Below are 15,955 nucleotides of genomic sequence, written 5' to 3' on the forward strand. Positions count from 1 at the left end.
CGCTGCTGTGTACGGTCATGGCTCCGTGGTAATCGATGGGCTCTGTGACTGGTTCAGTTCGTCGGCTTGAGAGAGATTCAAAACTGAACGACTTATACCCGACCATCCGATAAGGTCATCCTTTAGAATGCCATTGAACTGTGCCAGAATGTCACGCGAGAGTTCCCTAGGATCTTCGCTGCATGCCCTACGAAACTGCATCTCCCTCTTGAGCTGTTGCAGTTTTGAGAGTGTAGATGAGCGTAGCTGCCATAGTTCCTGATCTCGAAATAGATTGTTTCGTGCTGCCAAGATTCCGGCACAGCCTGCTAGCCCCGTGCTGGCCAATCCAAACCAGGGGTACTTCCAAACTGCGCTGGCGACACCAAGTATCGCAATGCCTGCGTTAAGTGCTGCGATGAGTGTGATAACTCTGCCGACGCGCTTCCTGGATATCTGGCGGATTCTCGCATACTCCTGCTCGTACCAGCTCACATAATGTAATACGAGTGTGAAGGCGTCCGCACCGTCGGGGGGATCTGGAGGGGTGTGCATGCCGTGTGCCTTGGCTAAGAGTGGTTGCCGTCTAGAATCTTTCGATCGTTTCACAGGTTCCTGTCTCGTTAATCGACTCTTGGCTGGTGACATAAACGCTAATCGTCGTTCAGGCTCTCGATAGCTGCGCGTACTTGCTCATTGAACTCTGTGGCGACGTGATTAGTCGTCAGCTCACTGACGTCACGTTGGAAGTCGTTGACGTAGCGTTGGAAGCGAGCGGATTGCAGGGAATCTCCAGCGTTGACGGCGAGAGTAGCGGTCTCTAAGGCTGCTTCGAGTTCACCGTTGATGAGTTGGCTCTTGGCGAGGACCATACGGCAGAAGCCGAGGGTGCGGGCGTAGTTAGGGTCGGTGTCGCCGACGGCCTTCTGGGCGTACTTGACGGCTCCGCGGCGCTGTTTCAGGTCGCGGAAGCAGTGGCAGAACTCGCCCATCAGCTCGGCAGAGTCGAAGTAGCCGAGCCATTCGGGGTCTTCGGCTGTGTCGGCGCGCTCGAAGTAGCGCTCTGCTTCGTTCATGGCTCGTCCTGCGGCGATGGGGTTGCCCGCGTTGGAGTAGGCGCGGGCCGCCATGGCGGCGAACAACGCCATGGCGCGGGGTGTGGACTTGCCCTTGCCGCCCTCGACGGCGGCCCGACCGAGACGGATGGCCTGCGCGTGGTTGCCCAGGTAGTTGGCCTGATGGCTGAGGTTGGACAGGATGCGGGCGCCGAACATGCGGTCATCGATGACCTGGGTGAGGCGGAGGGTGCCCGTCAGGTAGCGGTAGGCGAGACGGTGGTTCCCGGTGTCGTAGGCGGTCCAGGCGAGAAGTTGGGAGATCTCGGCCGCGGCGCTGTAGAGCGCCTTGCCGACCTTCTCGGTGTAGCTGGCGCTGAGCAGCGGCAGGACTTCTTCGCGGAAGTAGGCCCGTAACGCCTTGTGGCCGTGTCCGCCGCCGTATAGGAAGTCCAGGTGCATGAACATGTCTGCGGCGGTGCGGACGGCGCGTACATCGCGCATGCCGACGCGCTTGGAGCTGGGGCGGTCGGGCTGGACGCCGTCCGGGCGGGCGACCATCCACGATAGGACGGCGGAGCTGAGTTCGGCGTCCGGGATGATCAGCTTGCCGCCCGTGGACTCCGGTCGCTCCTCGCTGGTGCCTTCGAGCATCGCCAGGGCGTCGGTCATCGTCTCGGGGTAGCTGGGCGACGCGGGGGCAGAGGGTTCGTACGGGTCGGGGAAGCCGAGATCGCTCAGTGAGACCCGAGGCTTTAGTTTGGCGCTGAGGACCTGCGCCATGTCGGCGGCTGCCTGGGGCTGGATGCCCCCGCCGTCGCGCCAGCGCTGCACGGACACGTGGGTTGTTCCGAGACTTCGGCCCTGGTGGACTGCGTGGTCGCGCATGCGCTTGGCGAGGCCCTTGCTGGAGACGCCGGCCTCGTACATGAGGGCTATTAGCTGCGCGTTCGGCTCTCGGTTCATGCTCCCTGCACCCATCCGAGATGACGGCTCGTGTTCATGGTGTCACAGATCACATACCTCAGGGGGTTCATTCGTGAACCCCTCCCCGTCCCGGTGTTCACGTGAACCCCCTGGTGAACGCTCCCGGTTGGCACGCTCGCGTCGTTCACTGGGGGACGTACGGAGATCGCTAATGACTCGGAGGGACGCCATGGGGAGCGGCGACAAGATCACGACACGGAGGCTTCAGTGGCCGCGTGTGTGCACGCTTCGCTGATATCCCCTCCGGTCGAGCACTTCCGAGCCATGACCCTGTATGCAGAGTCGCCGGACACTGGGCACGCGGCCCGGCGGCTGGCTACGACAGCCCTTGAAGACTGGGGGCTCGCGTGGCTGAGCGATGATGTGGAGATCGTGATCGCTGAGCTGGTCGCCAACGTCGTCAACCATGCGGTCCCGGATGAGCGGCTGTGCTGTCCGGGGGCGTCCAGGCGGCTGGACGTCACGCTCCGCAAGTGGCCGTCCTGGTTGTTCCTCGGGGTTGCCGATGAAGATTCAAGTCCGCCCACGTTCCCCGGCGGAGAGCTGTTCTCCCCGGAGCTGATCGGCGGTGCCCGATCGGCCCCCTGCTCTTCGAGGCTCGCCCCATGGGAGCTGCGTAAAGCCTCGGAAGACGGCGACACCCGACCCGGCGGGCCCGGCCCGACGACTGACGGTCGCCTCTTCACCTCCTCGGGCGCCATCGGGCATCGGGCGCCGGCCGACCGGCCGGGACCGGCGGGCACGCCGCACGCCCGGCCGGGGCGGCTGAGGCGCCCGGCGCGCCGCAGGCGCGCCCTTGAGGAAGTAGAGAAAGTTTCGACCGATCCCCGTTGCTCAGGCGCTGCGGCTTCGGCCGGGCGGCTTGTCGGCGGTGATCCGGTAGGCGAGTTCGGCGCGGTCCGTCCCGGCGCGAAGCGTTTCGAGGATCAAGGGCCGGTCGTCGGCGCCGTGCGTGACCCGGGCGAGGTGCATGACCGGGGTGGCGTCCGGGAGCTGGAGCGTGGTCCGCTCGTCGGGCAGCGGCATGCGGGCGTGTACGGTCTCGGACCACCACAGCTTGTGTCCGGCCTCGGCGAGCAGTGCATAGATAGCGTCGGGCTCGCTGTCCGGTGTCTCGGCGAGCGCGTCGATACCCTCGGCGACTTCGAACGGGATAGTCGTGCGGTGCAGGGCGCGTGTGCCGGTGGCCGAGTCCATAAGCAAGCGGTCGCACACGAAGATCGCTTCTTCCGCGTCCAGCCCGAGAAGCGCGCCGGTGTGCTTCGAGGTGTGGGAGCGGAAGACCGTGGGCTCTTCCACGGTGGTCCACTCAGTGCCGCCCGCGGACGTGAAGCGGCCGTTGCGGGTGCGGGTCACCCGGCGCTCGATGGTGAGCGTGGGCTGTCGCGTGCGGCGGACGAAGCTGCCTTTGCCGTGGCGGACTTCGATGAGTCCTTCCGCGCGCAGGACCGCGATGGCGTTGCGGACGGTCGGGCGGGACACCTCGTATCGCTCGATGAGCTGGGACTCCGAGGGCAGCGGTGCGCCGGCCTCGAACTCGCCGGAGAGAATCGCCTCCCGGATGGCGGCGGCAACCTGCTGGTAGAGCGCTCCGGGCCGCTGGATCTCGCTCATCTCGGCACCTTCGTCTTCCCATCCTCGTAGGCACGTCGCACGCGCGGCGTCACTCGTCAGAATAAGTCGTTGACCCTCGGTCGTACAGAGGCACATACTCATAACTCATCAGGACAAGTGACGTCAGATCAACTGGCGTTCTGATTGGCCAAGGAGGCCCAAGCAATGCAGTCCATACCCGTGGACACGGCGCGGCTCGGCGTACTGCGGTGCGCCATCGCGCCCGAAGCAAAGATCGTCAACCCGGAAACCAAGGAGGTCAGGAAGGACCGCGACGGCAACACGATCTACACGGTCGCGGTGACGGTACGACAGGACGGGCGGCGGATCTCCGTGATCGAGATCACCGTGGCCGGAGAGCCGAAGGGGATCGAGGAAGGACAGATCCTCAAGGTCAGCGGACTGACCGCGTTCCTCTGGCAGATGGGCGAGCGGCACGGTGTCAGCTTCCGCGCCGACTCCATCAGCCCGACCATCGTCCCGCCGGTCAAGGGCGGTGGTACCGGATGAACTGGACCCTGATCGCCTTAGCGCTGGCGGTGCTGGCGTGGGTGCTGGTCGTCGGCGACTTCCTCAAGCGGCGCCGTCCGGCCTGGCACTGGTACGTCGCCAGCTATCCCGTGACCGCCGGCCGGGTGCTGTTCACCTGGCGCAGGCTCGCCATCCTCACCGGCCTGGCCGTCTCCCGGCGGCCGCCGCGGGGGCTGCTCGGCGACTTGGTGGTCAAGGGTGAGGCGCTGCGGCCGATGCCGCCGCGGATCTCGTTCCCGCGGGCAACCCGGATGGGCCTGACCGTGACCGTTCGCCTGCACCCCGGCCAGACCCCGGCTGTGGTCATGGCGGCGGCCGATGGCCTCGCACACGTCTGGAAGGTCCACGCCGTCCGCGTCACCTCCCCCGAACGCGGGCTCGTGTTGCTGACCGCGAGAGCCCGAGATCCGCTGGAGCGCCCCGGGCTCGTCAGGGCCCCGGCCCGCCTGCTGTCCGCCCTCATAGGGGCACTGGAAAGCGGCGGCGCGTGGGTGATGGACCTGCGGATGGTGCCGCACTGGTTCATCGCGGGAGCCACCCGGTCAGGCAAGTCAACGCTGCTCGCCCGGCTGGTCACCGAACTGGCCCCGCAACCGGTCGCCCTGATCGGCATCGACTGCAAGGGCGGCATGGAACTCGGACTGTTCGCCCGGCGGCTGAGCGCGCTTGCGGCCAGCAGGCGCGAGGCTGTCGCCGTCCTCGGCGCCCTCGTGATCGAAACACAGGACCGCATGCGCGTCTGCCGCGCGGCGGGCGTCCGCTCGATCTGGGAGCTCCCGGACAAGCTCCGGCCCGTGCCCGTCGTCGTCATCGTCGACGAGCTGGCCGAGCTGTACCTGTCCGACGGCACGCGCGCAGGCAAGGCGGAAGCCGAACAGTGCTCCACCTACCTGCTGCGTATCGCCCAGCTCGGCGCGGCACTCGGCGTGCATCTGGTCGTCGCCGGCCAACGGATCGGCTCCGACCTCGGCCCCGGCGTCACCGCACTGCGCGCCCAGCTCGGCGGCCGGATCTGCCACCGGGTCAACGACCCGGCCACAGCGGAGATGGCCCTCGGCGACCTGAACAAGGACGCCGTAGCGGTCGCCCAGTCGATCACGCCCGGGGAAAGCGGCGTAGCCGTGTGCACCGGACCGGACGGCGGCTGGAGCCGGGCCCGCTCGCACCTGACCACCACCGAGGAAGCAACCACCGCGGCGGTGCGGCACGCGGAGATGACCCCGCTGCTGCCCGCCCTGGACCGGGCCCTTGAGGCGCTGAGGGGAGACGGGTCATGACCAGCGCAGGTACGGCCGTCTCGCTCGTGGTCGTGTTCGGGATCATAACGTTTCTCCTCGTCCGCTCCCGGGATGTACGCGCCTGGGAGGCGGCCTGCATCGCCTCTTCGGATCTACCTCGGGCAGACCCCGGTGATCCACACGGTCGACGGCTTCATGACCTGGATCACCAGCGGCTTCGCCCACTTCTAGGAGGTCGCCAAATGCCCATGCCCCGAGTCAGGTGCCCGAACTGCAAGGGAGAAGGCGCCCGGACGACGTGGACAGGGCGGCGCCGTCGCTGCCGTGTCTGCCGGGTGTCGGCAACGGCTGAATGTGGTGCCACTCCCAACGGATGAATGCTGACCCTCTTGGACGGTCTGGCTCGTTGAGCCCGGCCGGGAGGGATGGTGATCGGAGTGGAGGACTGGGCGGAGATCCGGCGGCTGCATCGGGCTGAGCGGATGCCGATCCGGGCGATCGCGCGGAAGCTGGGGATCTCGCGGAACACGGTGCGGCGGGCGGTGGCGTCCGACCGGCCGCCGAAGTATCAGCGGGCCCCGAAGGGCTCGATCGTGGACGCGGTGGAGCCGCAGATCAAGGAACTGCTGGCGGTGTGGCCGGACATGCCGGTGACAGTGATCGCCGAGCGAATCGGCTGGCAGCGTGGGCTGACGGTGCTGCGTGATCGGGTGCGCGAGCTGCGGGGAGAGTTCCTGCCGGCGGATCCGGCGTCCCGGACGGTCTATGAGCCGGGCGAGCTGGCCCAGTGCGACCTGTGGTTCCCGCCCGCGGAGATCCCGCTGGGCTTCGGGCAGACCGGCTGCCCGCCGGTGTTGGTGATGGTCTGCGGCTACTCGCGGTGGATCGCCGCGCGGATGCTGCCGTCGAGGACGGCGGCGGATCTGATCGCCGGACACTGGCGGCTGTTGAGGCGGCTGGGATCCGTGCCGCGGGCTCTGGTCTGGGACAACGAGCCCGCTGTCGGGTCCTGGCGAGGCGGACGCCCGCAGCTGAGCGAGGACTTCGCCGCCTTCGCCGGCCTGCTGGCGGTGCGGGTCATCCAGTGCAAGCCCGCTGATCCGGAGGCCAAAGGGCTGGTGGAGCGGGCTAATGGCTATCTAGAAACCTCGTTCCTGCCCGGGCGGATCTTCGCCTCGCCGACGGACTTCAACGTCCAGCTCACCGACTGGCTGACCAAGGCCAACCGGCGCATCCACCGCGCCTTGCAGGCCCGCCCGTCCGACCGGCTGGAGGCAGACAAGGCCCGGATGCTGCCGCTGCCGGCGGTCGATCCGCCGGCCTGGTGGAAGACCTCGCTCAGGCTGCCGCGAGATCACTACGTCCGCGTCGACACCAACGACTACTCCGTCCACCCGCTCGCGGTCGGCCGTCGCGTCGAGGTCACGGCCGATCTCGAGCAGGTCGTCGCGGTCTGTGACGGCACCGAGGTTGCCCGGCATGCCCGCTGCTGGGCCCGTCACCAGTCGCTCACCGACCCGGTCCATGCCCAGGCCGCCGGCTCCCTGCGGCGCCAGCCCACGGCCCTGGCCACCGCCGTCGACCTCCAGGTCGAACAGCGATCCCTAGCCGACTACGACCGCATCTTCCACGTGATCGACGGAGGCGCACGATGACCACCACCAGCACCCGCGACGTCGCCTCCGAACTGGTCTATCTCACCCGGGCATTGAAAGCCCCCGCCCTGCGGGACGCCGCCAGTCGGCTGGCCGAGCGGGCTCGCGCGGAGGAGTGGGGCTATGAGGAATACCTGGCCGCCTGCCTGCAACGTGAGGTCGCCGCCCGCGATGCTCACGGCGCCGAGGGCCGCATCCGCACAGCCCGCTTCCCCTCCCGGAAGTCCCTGGAGGACTTCGACTTCGACCACCAGCGCTCGATCAAACGCGAGACCCTCTCCCACCTGGGAACCCTCGACTTCGTCGCCGGGAAAGAGAACGTGATCTTCCTGGGGCCGCCCGGCACCGGCAAAACCCACCTCGCCATCGGCCTGGCCATCAGGGCCTGTCAGGCCGGTCACCGGGTCGCGTTCGCCACCGCCGCCCAGTGGGTCACCCGCCTTGCCGAAGCCCACCAGGCGGGCCGGCTGACCGACGAGCTGACCCGGCTGGGCCGGATCCCGCTGATCGTGGTCGACGAGGTCGGCTACATCCCCTTCGAACCCGAAGCGGCGAACCTGTTCTTCCAGTTCATCTCCGGCCGCTACGAACGCGCCTCCGTGATCGTGACCAGCAACAAACCCTTCGGACGCTGGGGCGAGGTCTTCGGCGACGACACCGTCGCCGCCGCCATGATCGACCGCCTCGTCCACCACGCCGAAGTCATCTCCCTCAAGGGCGACAGCTACCGCATGCGCGGACGCGACCTCGGCCGGGTTCCCACCGCCAACACCAGGGAATGAACAACATCAACTGACGCGACAAGGGTCAATATTCACCCGATGGGCCTGGCCCACGATTCGGCCGTTGCCGACAGCCGGGGGCGGGGAGTGATCCGCTGAACGACCGAGAGGCCGCCTGACCAAAGAGAAGGGAGCAACACCCATGGACGACACCGCGCCAGCCCTCGTCCGTCTGGCCGCTGCGGCGGCCCACCCCGGAAGGTCACCACCATCACAAGCGAGACCACTCCGGCTGACAGGCGCGTCGTGCTCGACTTGGCGGCGCGCCTGCGTCAGCTCTCCGACACAGACCGTGATGCCATCCGCATCGTCCAGAACCCCCAGTTCGACCGCTGGCTACGACAGATCATCGCCACGGGCGGCTGTGCTCGCCCGGTCCACCTCTCCGGCTGGACCACCACAAGCGACGCTGCGACCGGCGAGATCCTCCACCACTACGACACCCGACACGAACCCGGCGAACGGCTGGCCGTCCGCTGCCGCAACCGCCGCTCGACTGTCTGCCGCCCGTGCTCCCGGCTGCACGCGGGCGACACGTACCACCTCGTCCGTGCCGGCCTCCTCGGCGGCAAGAGCGTCCCTCCGTCCGTTCGTGAGCGGCCTCGCCTCTTCATCACCCTGACCGCGCCGTCCTTCGGTGCTGTCCACCATGCTGAGGAACGATGTCGCCCTCGTCGTGGCCGGGGCGAGTGCGAACACGGCCGCCCGCTGAGCTGTGGGACCGTCCACGACTCGGCAGACCCCCTCGTCGGCCAACCGCTCTGCCCGGCCTGCTACGACTACACGGCACACGTCCTCTGGCACGCGCATGCTGGGGAGCTGTGGGACCGCTTCGTCCGCGGAGTCCGACGCCACCTCGCCAGTGCGGCCGGAGTGACACAGTCGCGCTTCCCGGAACACGCACGCCTCTCCTTCGCCCGGGTGGCCGAGTATCAACGGCGGGCCGCTGTCCACATCCACGTCGTCGTGCGGCTGGACGGCCCGGCCGGGCCGGATGACGTGCCTCCCACGTGGGGCACGGTTGAGCGTGTCACGGATGCCGTCCGGGTTTCGGCACGGCAAGTTGTGGTGTGTGCCCCGTACAGCAGAGCCGCGGGAGAGATCGCACTGCGGTGGGGCGGCGAGATCGACGTTCGGCCTCTGTCATCCGACGAGGCGGCCCCGGCCGATGACGCCGTAGCCGCATACGTGGCCAAGTACGTCACTAAGGGAGCGGCCGATGCATGCGCCGGCACCGATTACCGCCTCTCCTCCTGGGACGACATCGACGCGGCCGCGGTAAGCGATCACGTACGTACCCTCATGCGAACCTGCTGGCGTCTCGGCGGACTCCCCGAATTCGAGCCGCTGCGGCTGCGTGCCTGGGCCCACTGCCTCGGTTACAGAGGACACATCCTCACGAAGTCACGTGCCTACTCCACTACGTACGCCTCGCTGCGGGCTGCGTGGACTGAGAGCCAACAGAGTGGCAAGCCGTCCAGCGAGGGGACCGTCACCGATGGCCAATGGCGTTACGTCGGGTCGGGACACACGCCCGGTGCGGCGCTCATCGCGGCAGGTGTCGCGGAAGACCTTGAAGAGTCCCGGCGGCTCCGCGCGGAAGCGCGAATCGAGAGCGAGATCGTGATCGTGGATGACGAGGGGAACGAGGAGCCGTTCGACCCTGCGTCATGGTTCGCATGAGACATGGAAGCCGCCTCTCGCGAGTCGAGGAGGCGGCTTCTACGTGCTCGTATGTGAGAGGTCAGAACTCCTCAGCGAAGTCGTCCTGCTTGATCACCAGACGATCCCGCACGTCCTTGGGGACTCTCAGCTTCAGGTGCACCTTCGGGGCACGCTGCTTCGGGATCTTCGTGCGAGTGACCGCACACTGGATGCCGACGCGCCGGAGGTCCGCACCCATGGCCTCCATGCCTCCCGCTTCCCAGCGCTGACGGAACGTCTGGCCGTTGTGAACCTTGATCCATCGGTCTTCGGTGGTCTGGGGATCGACGGCATCAAGGTCGGCGATCATCTTGTCCAGCGTCTCCTCCGCCTGCTCCCTGGTGAACCGGGTCTTCGTGTACCGGCCGCCCGGCTCCAGCTCCTTCATGTAGTAGGCGATGGATTCCTGCAGCCGCTTGACCTCCTTACGGGCCTCCTCGCCGCGGGCATACTCCCGGACCTGGACGGGCTCGTCCCCGAGGACGCCCAGTACTTCCTTGACGAGTCGGCTGTACACGGCGTCCGGGTCGGGTGCGCCGTGGCCGCCGCTCTTGCACTTCTGGCAGCGGAGGTACTTGTAGTCACCGAACTTGTTCCGGGTGTGGTGCACCGTCATGTTCGACTTGCAGACCGCGCAGATCAGTACGCCGAGGAACTTCGTCGCTCCGCTCGGGGAGCGCTGCGGCTGGTTCTTGGCGTGCTTGTCGAGTGCCGCTTGGAGAGTGTCGAACTCTTCCTCAGTGAAGATCGGCTCCCCGATCCTGATCGGCTTGCCGTCGCGTCCGAGGACCAGCTTGGAGCGGCGGTAACCACCGTTCTTGTCCTCCTCTACCCGGTACCCCATGGTCCCGGGGTTCCGGAGACGACGGGTCAGCGTGGCTACCGTCAGGCCGTCGCTGACGAGTCCCGATCGCTTCATCACATGGACCATGCGGCGACGGGGCACTCCCCGCAGAGCCATCCGTCGCCCCCAGTGCAGGACCCTGTAGGCGGTCTCATCGATGGCCAGCCTGACCCGGCCGTCGTCGTCTTCCACCGTGACGTAGCCGTACGGCGGCTTGCCCACGATCCAGTCCGACTGCGTCTTTGCGTAGTCCCAGAGGCTCGCCACTCGCGTGCTGGTGTTAGCGGCCTCGATCTCGGCCACGCCGCCGATGACCGTCACCATGATCTTCCCGGCCGTGGTGGTCAGGTCGATGGTGTCGTGCTTGGAGACGAGGTTCTTGCCGTACCTCAGCGACCAATTGATCATGGTGTTAAGGTCGCTCAGGTTCCGGATGAAGCGGTCCATCTTCCAGAACAGAAGGGCGTCGAACTCCGGCGTGCGGTTGTTGAGCCAGTCGCCCAACTGCTTCCGCTTCCACGGTGGGACCTTCGTGGCCGACACGTTGAGGTCGCTGGCCACGCCTGCCACTCGATACCCCTTCTCTATGGCAAGGGCGCGTAGGTCCAGCTCCTGACGTACGGGAGAGGTGGTGTCGTCGGTGAAGACCGACAGCCGGACCGAGAGCAAGGCACGTGGGGCGTCAGCCGGGAGCTGGGCCTCCTTCTCCTGCAGCTCGGCGAGGAGGGCTAAGTCGGCCTCGGTCCACTCGGTGTCTACGGAGTAGGCCGCCCGCTCGGCTGCGGTGCGGCGCTTGGTTCGGGTCCCCATGTCGTCGCAGGCTACTGCAGTTTTAAGACTGAGTCCATGTGTCCGCAGCTCGACACGGAGATCCAGATCGGCCCGACGGGCAGGAAGCTGCTCCCGCTGACGGTGAAGAAGCCGTAGGCGGCGGCCACGGTGGCGGAGGGGGATGCCGTCGGCCGGATGGCTGAGGTGCCGGCCGACGTGGGCCGGGACGAGCCGTCGCCGGGTCCTGCGAGGGCTCGTCATTCTGCGCCACTGCCGGCGGTCGGCGACGCAAAGCGAGGCGATGGGCAGGGGATGACCCCTGGGCCCTGTCGAACGACCGCCGGGTCTCAGCGGCTGAGAATCTGCCACAGTTTCAAGGTTTTTCCGCTGTGAAACAGTGACCAGCCAGGTGCGGCGCGGCGTCCGGGCCCCCGCCCGCGGGCGCCCACCAGGCAGGTGCGCACGCCACTGCGGCCTCGACGAGATCCTCTCGCGTGACGTCCGGATCGCCGAGCCATGCCTTGACGGCGCCGGCGAAGCCGTGTGCCAGGAACTGGGCGACCACCTGGTGTCCGGTTTCGGGAGTGCCGGGGATTGCCTGTCTGGTGCAGCGCGCCAGGTAGGCCAGGGCGTAGTTGTCGAAATGGTCCACCAGCGCGGTGTAGATTCCGCGGTCTGCGGGATCGCCGAGGGACTGCCGGTAGAGGTCCGCGTACCGCTCGACATGGTCGGCGACCTCGCCGACGGCCAGGCGCAGGAGGTCCTGATCGGCCCAGCCCTCGGCGCGATGTCGGTCCTCGAGCCGGTGTCCGGTCTCCAGATCGGCGTAGAGCACCTCGATGAGCGGGTCGAGGACGGTGCTGTAGCGGTTGTAGAAGGTGGCTCGGGTGACACCCGCACGCTTCGTCAGCTCGGCCACCGTGATCCGGGAGACGGGCCGTTCTGAGGCGAGTTCCACGGCGGCGCGCTGCAGGGCGCCGACGGTGCGCATGATGCGGGGATCGGTCCGATCGCTCACCAGGTCTGCCTCCGCCGCGTGTCTCGTTCTCCGTTTGCGCACCCCTGTGACCAGTGCTGTTATTCAAGCGTCCGATAGTTTCACGAAGGAGCCCCTCATGGCCGCCCACGACTCGCTGTCGCCTCAGGAAGCTGCCGACCGTCTTGCCATCCGCGAGCTGATCGACGCGTACGCGCACTGTGCCGACCGCCGGGACGCCAGGGGGCAGATGGCCCTGTTCACCGAGGACACCCGTTTCCTGACCTTCATGGACGCCACCGCGGCCGAGCCGACGCAGGAAACGCACGGGCGGGACTCTCTGGCGCCGGTGTTCGACATCCTCAACACCTACAAGGCCACGACCCACTTCAACGGCCAGAGCACAGTCATCCTCGACGGCGACCGGGCGAGCGGTGAGAGCTACTGCATCGCCCACCACATCTCGTACGGCACGGACGACGAGCGCACGATCATGATCGCGTCCATCCGCTATCTCGACCAGTTCGTCAAGCAGGACGGTGAGTGGTTCTTCGCCGAACGCCGCCTGATGGTCGACTGGACCGAAACCCGCCCCAGCAAGCCCTGAGCGGCGCGGTACGAACACACGCGGTGCCCGTGTCCCACGAGGGCATGCCGGCGAGATGCCCGGCCGAGGCACTCGGCCCGGCCGGTTGCGCACCTACGGAGGAGTCATGGACAAGCGGGAACTGGGCAGTCAGGGGCTGGAGGTGGGCAGCCAGGGCCTCGGCTGCATGGGCATGAGCGCCTATTACGGCGCCACCGACGAGGCGCAGTCGCTGTCCACCATCGACCGCGCCCTCGAACTCGGCGTCACGCTGCTGGACACCGCGGAGAGCTACGGCCCGTTCATCAACGAACAACTGCTCGGCAGGGCCCTGGCCGGGCGCCGGGACACCGCCGCCGTCGCGACCAAGACGGGCATGGAGATCACCGACGACGGCCGGATGGTCGGCCTCAACAGCCGGCCCGAGTACCTGCGCCATGCCCTCGACCGGTCCCTGCGGCACCTCGGCACCGACTATGTCGACCTGTACTACCTGCACCGCATCGACCCGGGCGTGCCGATCGAGGAGTCCATCGGCGCGCTGTCCGAGCTGATCGAGCAGGGCAAGCTGCGCCACATCGGCGTGTGCGAGGCGTCCGTGCAGACGATCCGGCGCGCCCACGCGGTGCACCCGCTGACCGCTGTGCAGACCGAGTACTCCCTCTTCGAGCGCGGGATCGAGCACGACGGGGTGCTCGACACGCTGCGGGAACTGGGGATCGGCCTTGTTGCCTACTCTCCGCTGGGGCGCGGCTTCCTGTCCGGCGCGATCACCAGTCCAGACGACTTCGACGAGGACGACTGGCGCCGCACCGACCCCCGCTTCCAGGGCGCGAACTTCGACCGCAACCTCGAAGTCGTACGCGAGGTCCGCCGCGTCGCCGCAGCCAAGGACGTCAGCCCTTCCCAGATGGCGCTCGCCTGGGTCCAGCACCAGGGCGCGGTGGCCATCCCCGGCACCAAGCGCCGCCGCTACCTGGAGGAGAACGTCGCTGCTACCGAGATCACCCTGACCGCTGACGATGTCACCGCGATCGAGGCGGTCGCCCCGCACGGTGTGGTCACCGGCGACCGCTACGCCCCGGAGGGTATGGGTTTCCTCAACGGCTGAGAGCCGACCGGCGCGGCCCCGGAGGACAGGCAGGCGTCACCGCGACCCGGGTCGACGGTGGTCGAGCGCAGGTCGAGGGCATCGTCCGCTCGTTCAACAAGGCGGTGGATCCCGGCGGTCAGCAGGGTCTGGCGTCGGCCGCGTGTGCCGACGAGGGTGTTCACGGCTGGGTCGCGGCGCTTGCCGTGCCGCGTGTGCGCCCGTGGAGTGTGTCGCTCACGGCGACGGCCACGACGACCAGCACGGCCAGGAAGGACAGGACGAGCGGTTCGGTGACCGTGGCGACGGGGATCAGCAGGCACAGCGCCGCGAGGGCGAGCAGACGTGAGGGGACCCAGAAGCCGGAGACGGTGCGGTGGAAGAGGAGGTGCCCGGCGAGGAAGAGGGCCGGGCCGAGGAGGATGGCCGTTGCGGTCGCCGTGGTCATGGGGTGGCGGGGTCCGGCGATGGTCAGTTCGTCCCCGACCGCGGTGACGATGATGCCGGCGATCATCGGGATGTGCAGAAAGGTGTAGCCGATGCGGCCGATGCGTGCCGGATCGGCGGCGGCCCCGATGGCCCGGGCGCCGAGGCGGGCGGAGCGGTCGAAGTAGATCCACCACAGGGCGACGCTGCCGAGGAAGGCGATGACCAGCGCCCCCAGTGTGGTGGCGCTCGGCCGGTGGCCGGCGAAGGTGGCGCCGGTGACGAGGATGGACTCGCCCAGGGCGATGATCACGAAGAGATGGCAGCGCTCCGCCATGTGGGAGCCGGTGATGGCGCGGTCCTCGGTGCCGGACCTGCCGAGCACGGGCACCCGGAAGCCGACGAGGGGGCCGGTGTTGTCGACGACCACGGCGGCCAGCCACACGAGCTCGCGCGTGCCGCCCGCCGCGTAGCCGCCGGCGATCCACAGCACCGCGGAGGCGGCCATCCAGACGGTGATGCGCTGGAAGGTGCGGCGGAGGGCCCGGTCGCGGCGGCTGAGCCACAGCACGGCGAGGGTGCGGCCGACCTGCATGAGCACGTAGCTTCCCGCGAACCACAGGCCCCGGTCGCCGAAGGCGCCGGGCACGCCGGCCGCGGCGACGAGGCTCACCAGCATCGTCCCGATCAGCACCGCGCGGACCGGCAGGGACCGGGGGTCGAACCAGTTGGTCATCCATGTCGCATACATCCATGCCTGCCACATCGCGAGCAGGATCAGTGCCGCGTGGAAGGCGCCGTGCCGGTTCAGGTCCTCCAGGAGGAGATGGGAGATCTGGGTGACGGCGAAGACGTACACGAGGTCGAAGAAGAGCTCGACGGGCGTGACCGCCGTTGCGTCCTCGGCCCGCTCACGCAGGTAGGGGTTGCCGGCGTCCACGCGCCCGGTCCTTCGCCGGGAGGCTGAGCGGGGATGCCGTGCGCGGCCGGCGTGGGAGCGGTGGCCGGCCGGCGTTCGGCGTGGCGGGTGCGCTCATGCGCCCGACGCGTCCCTCTCCGGGCCGGACCGCCGCGGGGCGGTGATGCGGCGTACGGATTCGAGGAGCGCGGCACGGTGCTCGTCGAGCCGCTCGGCCGACAGGGGCTGTGTGCCCGCCACGGCCCTCAGCGCGGGCGGCGCGTCCAGCCAGCTCTCGGTGATGCGCAGCACCACGGCGAAGAGGTCGACGGCGGGGAGGCTGTCGTCGAGGCGGCCCGCACGCTGGGCGGCGGCCACGGCGTCGACCCTGGTCCGGTAGCTCTCGATCTCGGTCTCGCTCCAGTGGGCGTGCTCGAAGCGGCGCCAGGCCGCCAGCCGGGCCGTCTCGGGGTGGGCGAGCATGTAGTCGAAGCGCGCGGCCGCGAAGGCGACGAGGTCGCCGTCGGTGAGGGGCGTCTCCTTGAGGAGCTGTCCGATCTCGTGCCGCAGCACGGCCTCGAAGAGCGCTTCCTTGTCCCCGAAGTAGACGTACAGCAGGCGCTTGTTGGCGCCTGCGCGCTCCGCGATGCGGTCGATGCGGGCCCCGGCCAGCCCGCGCTCGGCGAACTCCGACGTGGCCGCGGCGAGCAGCACGGCCTTGGTGGCGCGGGAGTTCCGCGGGCGTGGGGGCCGCGGGTGGGTCTCGTCCGACTTCGTAGCCATGAGACCCAGGCTAGCCTAAGTAACCGGCCTTTGACT

Annotated in this window: 13 protein-coding genes and 1 pseudogene; 8 read left to right on the forward strand and 6 right to left on the reverse strand. The window is 68.1% G+C overall.

Annotated elements, in window-relative coordinates:
- Window positions 1-632: 632 nt before the first annotated feature.
- Together O7599_RS27870 and O7599_RS27875 are read right to left on the reverse strand one after the other, a co-directional pair.
- Window positions 633-2,000 (reverse strand): sporulation protein, encoded by a 1,368-nt coding sequence (locus O7599_RS27870; RefSeq protein ID WP_281618355.1) that lies wholly within the window; start codon window positions 1,998-2,000, stop codon window positions 633-635.
- 855 nt (window positions 2,001-2,855) lie between these two features.
- Window positions 2,856-3,635 (reverse strand): GntR family transcriptional regulator, encoded by a 780-nt coding sequence (locus O7599_RS27875; protein WP_281618356.1) that lies wholly within the window; start codon window positions 3,633-3,635, stop codon window positions 2,856-2,858.
- 165 nt (window positions 3,636-3,800) lie between these two features.
- Here O7599_RS27875 and O7599_RS27880 point away from each other — a divergent pair, with 165 nt between their 5' ends.
- The 6 genes and pseudogenes from O7599_RS27880 (at window position 3,801) to O7599_RS27905 (ending at window position 9,524) form a co-directional block, all read left to right on the forward strand.
- On the forward strand, window positions 3,801-4,145 hold the full coding sequence (locus O7599_RS27880) for a hypothetical protein (protein WP_281618357.1): 345 nt from the start codon (window positions 3,801-3,803) through the stop codon (window positions 4,143-4,145).
- On the forward strand, window positions 4,142-5,443 hold the full coding sequence (locus O7599_RS27885; protein ID WP_281618358.1) for an FtsK/SpoIIIE domain-containing protein: 1,302 nt from the start codon (window positions 4,142-4,144) through the stop codon (window positions 5,441-5,443). Before O7599_RS27880 ends, O7599_RS27885 begins: the two co-directional genes overlap by 4 nt.
- Window positions 5,440-5,635, forward strand: a pseudogene (locus O7599_RS27890) (hypothetical protein). The gene O7599_RS27885 and the pseudogene O7599_RS27890 overlap by 4 nt, the downstream one beginning before the upstream one ends.
- Before the next feature lie 197 nt (window positions 5,636-5,832).
- Window positions 5,833-7,059: an IS21 family transposase gene (gene istA / locus O7599_RS27895; RefSeq protein ID WP_281623545.1), complete on the forward strand. Its 1,227-nt coding sequence runs from the start codon at window positions 5,833-5,835 to the stop codon at window positions 7,057-7,059.
- On the forward strand, window positions 7,056-7,841 hold the full coding sequence (istB, locus tag O7599_RS27900) for an IS21-like element helper ATPase IstB (protein WP_281618359.1): 786 nt from the start codon (window positions 7,056-7,058) through the stop codon (window positions 7,839-7,841). Before istA ends, istB begins: the two co-directional genes overlap by 4 nt.
- Window positions 7,842-8,087: 246 nt before the next feature.
- On the forward strand, window positions 8,088-9,524 hold the full coding sequence (locus O7599_RS27905; RefSeq protein WP_281618360.1) for a replication initiator: 1,437 nt from the start codon (window positions 8,088-8,090) through the stop codon (window positions 9,522-9,524).
- Window positions 9,525-9,585: 61 nt separating this feature from the next.
- Here the strand turns inward: O7599_RS27905 and O7599_RS27910 are convergent, their stop codons facing one another.
- Both O7599_RS27910 and O7599_RS27915 read right to left on the reverse strand, forming a co-directional pair.
- Window positions 9,586-11,199, reverse strand: a complete 1,614-nt coding sequence (locus tag O7599_RS27910) for a recombinase family protein (RefSeq protein WP_281618361.1) — start codon at window positions 11,197-11,199, stop codon at window positions 9,586-9,588.
- A 334-nt stretch (window positions 11,200-11,533) separates the two neighbouring features.
- A complete protein-coding gene (locus tag O7599_RS27915; RefSeq protein WP_281618362.1) occupies window positions 11,534-12,178 on the reverse strand; it encodes a TetR/AcrR family transcriptional regulator in 645 nt (214 codons plus the stop codon).
- Between the two features lie 97 nt (window positions 12,179-12,275).
- On the opposite strand from O7599_RS27915, the gene O7599_RS27920 reads away from it, so the two are divergent.
- Both O7599_RS27920 and O7599_RS27925 read left to right on the forward strand, forming a co-directional pair.
- Window positions 12,276-12,743: a nuclear transport factor 2 family protein gene (locus O7599_RS27920; protein ID WP_281618363.1), complete on the forward strand. Its 468-nt coding sequence runs from the start codon at window positions 12,276-12,278 to the stop codon at window positions 12,741-12,743.
- A gap of 106 nt (window positions 12,744-12,849) precedes the next feature.
- Window positions 12,850-13,833, forward strand: a complete 984-nt coding sequence (locus O7599_RS27925; RefSeq protein ID WP_281618364.1) for an aldo/keto reductase — start codon at window positions 12,850-12,852, stop codon at window positions 13,831-13,833.
- Window positions 13,834-13,993: 160 nt separating this feature from the next.
- Here the strand turns inward: O7599_RS27925 and O7599_RS27930 are convergent, their stop codons facing one another.
- Window positions 13,994-15,178, reverse strand: coding sequence for a low temperature requirement protein A (locus tag O7599_RS27930; RefSeq protein ID WP_281618365.1), 1,185 nt, complete (start codon window positions 15,176-15,178; stop codon window positions 13,994-13,996).
- Window positions 15,179-15,271: 93 nt separating this feature from the next.
- Window positions 15,272-15,919 carry a TetR family transcriptional regulator gene (locus tag O7599_RS27935; protein WP_281618366.1) on the reverse strand — a complete coding sequence of 216 codons (648 nt, stop codon included), beginning with the start codon at window positions 15,917-15,919 and terminating at the stop codon, window positions 15,272-15,274.
- Window positions 15,920-15,955: the final 36 nt, after the last annotated feature.

The sequence above is a fragment of the Streptomyces sp. WMMC500 genome (genome assembly GCF_027497195.1).
Classification (GTDB): domain Bacteria; phylum Actinomycetota; class Actinomycetes; order Streptomycetales; family Streptomycetaceae; genus Streptomyces.